Source organism: Streptomyces sp. RP5T, from assembly GCF_003933965.1.
Classification (GTDB): domain Bacteria; phylum Actinomycetota; class Actinomycetes; order Streptomycetales; family Streptomycetaceae; genus Streptomyces.
Map to the genome: position 1 here is coordinate 1 of NZ_RSAJ01000724.1, position 3,782 is coordinate 3,782.

The 3,782-nt window shown below is 71.7% G+C and carries 1 protein-coding gene; it reads left to right on the forward strand.

Features of this window, described 5'->3' with window-relative positions:
• Positions 1 to 36: 36 nt before the first annotated feature.
• A partial coding sequence (gene eccCa / locus EHS43_RS39885) for a type VII secretion protein EccCa (RefSeq protein ID WP_125195442.1) occupies positions 37 to 3,782 on the forward strand: 3,746 nt, incomplete at its 3' end.

Sequence of the window (3,782 nt, forward strand, 5' to 3'; positions counted from 1 at the left end):
CTCCTCCCCTGCCCCACAAGGAGACGGCTCTTGAGTGTGGTCCTGTTCCGCCGCCCGGCCCGGCGCCGTGGCCCGGAGATGCCCGACGGGGAACTCAGCCTTCAGGAACCGCCGCCCCTGCCCGAAGTGGTACCGGACTCCTCCGCCATCTGGACCTACCTCCCGATGGCCCTGATGTCGGTGTCCATGATGTTCATGTTCATGCGCCCCGGCGCGACCCGCGGCAGCGGCGGGTTCATCTACCTCGCCCTGGGCGTGATGGTGGTGGCCGCCGCCGCGATGTTCGTCGGCCAGGCGATGCGCCGCAGCAGTGAACGCAAGCAGCGCCTGAAGGGCGAACGGCGCGACTACCTGCGCTATCTCGGCCAGATGCGGCGCAAGGTGTCCGGCGCCGTCGCCGACCAGCAGCTCGCCCTGTCCTGGCGGCACCCGGAACCCGCGGCCCTGCTGTCGATGGTGGGCACCACCAGGCTGTGGGAGCGGCGGCCGCGGGACGAGGACTTCGGTGAGATCCGCATCGCGGTCGGCGACCAGAAACTTGGCCTGAAACTCACCCCTGTCTCCACCAGTCCCGTCGAGGACCTGGAGCCGCTCAGCGCACACGCGCTGCGCAGCTTCATGCGCGCCTACGCGACCGTGCCGAACCAGCCGATCGCCATCTACCTGCGGGCCTGGGCCCGGGTCCTGTTCCGGGGCGACGAGGAGCACATACGTGCCGTCACCCGCGCCCTCCTGGCCCAACTGGCCACCTTCCACTCGCCGGACGACCTGTGGCTCGCCTTCTGCGTCGCGGACGACCGGCGCGCGGACTGGGAGTGGACCAAGTGGCTGCCGCACGCCCTGCACCCGCACGACATCGACGGCGCCGGTCCCCTCCGTATGACCGTCTCCGCCCTGGGCGAGCTGGAGGACCTGCTCGGCGCCGAGTTCCAGGAGCGGCCCGCCTTCGACCCCGACGCCGCCCCCGGCCGCGAGGAGCCCTTCACCGTCATCGTGATCGACGGCGGCACCGTCCCCAGCGGCCACCGGCTCGACGGCCCCGGCTACCGCAACACCGTCGTCCTCGACCTCTCCGGCGCCCTGACCTGGCGGCCCGGTCGCGTCACGCTGCGTTTCGAGGTGTCCGCGGACGCCCTCGCCCTGGTGCGCACCGACCGGGACCGCAAGGAACAGACCACCGTGCTCGGCCGCCCCGACGCCTTCGGCACCACGGGCGCCACCGTCCTGGCCCGCCGCCTCGCCCCGTACCGGATGGGCATGGGCACCGGCCCCGACGCGGCCGAGCCGCTGTCCACCAACGTCGAACTGACCACGCTGCTGGGCATCCCCGACCTGCACCGGCACGATCCGGCCGCCCTGTGGCAGCAGCACACCGGCCCCGGGCGACTGCGCGTACCCATCGCCGTCGGCGCGGACGGGCAACCCGTGGAACTCGACATCAAGGAGTCCGCGCAGGGCGGCACCGGACCGCACGGCATGCTCATCGGCGCCACCGGGTCCGGCAAGAGCGAACTGCTGCGCACCCTCGTCCTCGCGCTCGCCCTCACCAACTCCTCCGAGACCCTCAACTTCGTCCTCGTCGACTTCAAGGGCGGCGCGACCTTCCTGGGCCTCGACGAACTCCCCCACACCTCCGCCGTGATCACCAACCTGGCCGGCGAGGCCGCGCTGGTCTCCCGTATGCAGGACGCCCTGCACGGCGAGTTGATGCGGCGCCAGGAACTGCTGCGGGCGGCGGGCAACTACACCTCGGCCCTGGACTACGAGAAGGCCCGCGCTTCCGGGGTCCCGCTGGAGCCGCTGCCCAGCCTCTTCGTCGTCGTCGACGAGTTCAGCGAACTGCTGGCCGCGCACCGCGAGTTCATGGAACTCTTCGTGATGATCGGCCGCCTCGGACGCTCGCTCGGCGTGCATCTGCTGCTCGCCTCGCAGCGCCTGGACGAGGGCCGTATGCACCAGTTGGAGAGCCACCTGTCCTACCGGATCGGCCTGCGCACCTTCTCCGCCATGGAGAGCCGCGGTGTCCTCGGCGTACCGGACGCCTACCAGTTGCCGCCGGCACCGGGCAGCGGCTTCCTCAAGTCCGGTGTGGAGGCGCTGACCCGCTTCCGTGCCGCGTACGTCTCCGGCCCCTACCAGGAGCGGCGGGGCGTCGCCCACCAGGCCCGTGTGACCAGCCAGACCGTGCCGTGGACGACGGCGTACGTCATGCCCAGGCAGCTGTCCATGGCACCGGACCCCGACCCGCAGCCCGAGCCCGAGGAGAGCGGCGAGACACTGCTCTCGGCCGCCGTGGCCAGGCTGCGGGACGCCGGTCCCGCCGCCCACCAGGTGTGGCTGCCGCCCCTGGACCGGCCCACCACGCTCGACCAGGTCCTGCCCCCGCTCACCCCCGACCCCGAGCTGGGACTCACCGCCGTCGACTGGCCCGGACGGGGCCGGCTCACCATCCCCATCGGCATCGTCGACCGCCCCTTCGACCAGCTGCGCGATCTGCTGACGCTCGACCTGTCGGGCGCGGGCGGCCACATCGCCGTCGCGGGCGGCCCGCAGAGCGGCAAGAGCACCATGGTCCGCACCATTCTGACCGCGCTCGCCCTCACCCACACCCCCCGCGAAGTGCAGTTCTACTGCCTGGACTTCGGCGGCGGCACCCTGTCGGGGCTGTCCGGCCTGCCCCACATGAGCGGCGTCGCGGCGCGTCTGGAGACCGAACGCGTCAGCCGTACGATCGCCGAGGTCACCTCCCTGCTCGCCGCGCGCGAACGCTTCTTCCTCGACCACGGCATCGACTCCATGGCGACCTTCCGCCGCCGCCGCAACGCCGGCGAGTTCCCGGACGAGCGGCACGGCGACGTGTTCCTGGTCATCGACGGCTGGTCGACCGTCCGCCAGGACTTCGACCGGCACATCCAGACCTTCGGCGCGATCGCCGCACGCGGTCTCAACTACGGCATCCACCTGATCGTCACCACCGCCCGCTGGGTGGAGCTGACCTCCGCGATCCGCGACCAGGCCGCCACCCATCTGGAGCTGCGGATGGGCGATCCCATGGACTCGGAGATCGACATGCGGCGGGCCGCGAGCGTGCCCCGGCTGCCGGGCCGCGGCCTGACCCGTGACACCAAGCTGCACTACCTCACCGCGCTCCCCCGCATCGACGGCACGGAGGCGGCGGACGACCTCACCGAAGGCGTCGCCGACCTCGTCGCCGCGATCAGCGAGAGCTGGCCGGGCCCGCCCGCCCCGCCGGTACGGATGCTGCCGACCAAGCTCCCCTACGCCGAACTCCCGGCCCCCGCGAAGGAGTCGGGCCCCGAGGGCGGCTTCCGGATGGCGATCGGCCTGGAGGAGGAGGAACTCTCCCCCGTCTGGCACGACTTCACCGAGAGCCCGCACATGATCGTGGTCGGTGACACCGAGAGCGGCAAGACCAACATGCTGCGGATGGCGGCCAAGGCGGTCATGGACCGGTACACGCCCGCCGAGGCCCGGATCCTGGTGGTCGACTACCGCCGTGAGCTGGTCGAGGCGATCCCCGACGAGTACCGCCTCGGGCACGCCGTGTCGATGGACGCCCTCAAGGACATGCTCTCCGGCGCCGCCCGGGCGGTCACCACGCGGCTGCCGGGCCCGGAGATCACACCGTCCCGGATGCGCAAGTGCGACTGGTGGAAGGGCCCGCGACTGTTCATCCTGGTGGACGACTACGACCTGCTGGGCACCGGTCCCATGAACGCCCCCTTCGACCCCCTGCTCAACCACCTCGCCCTCGGCTGGGA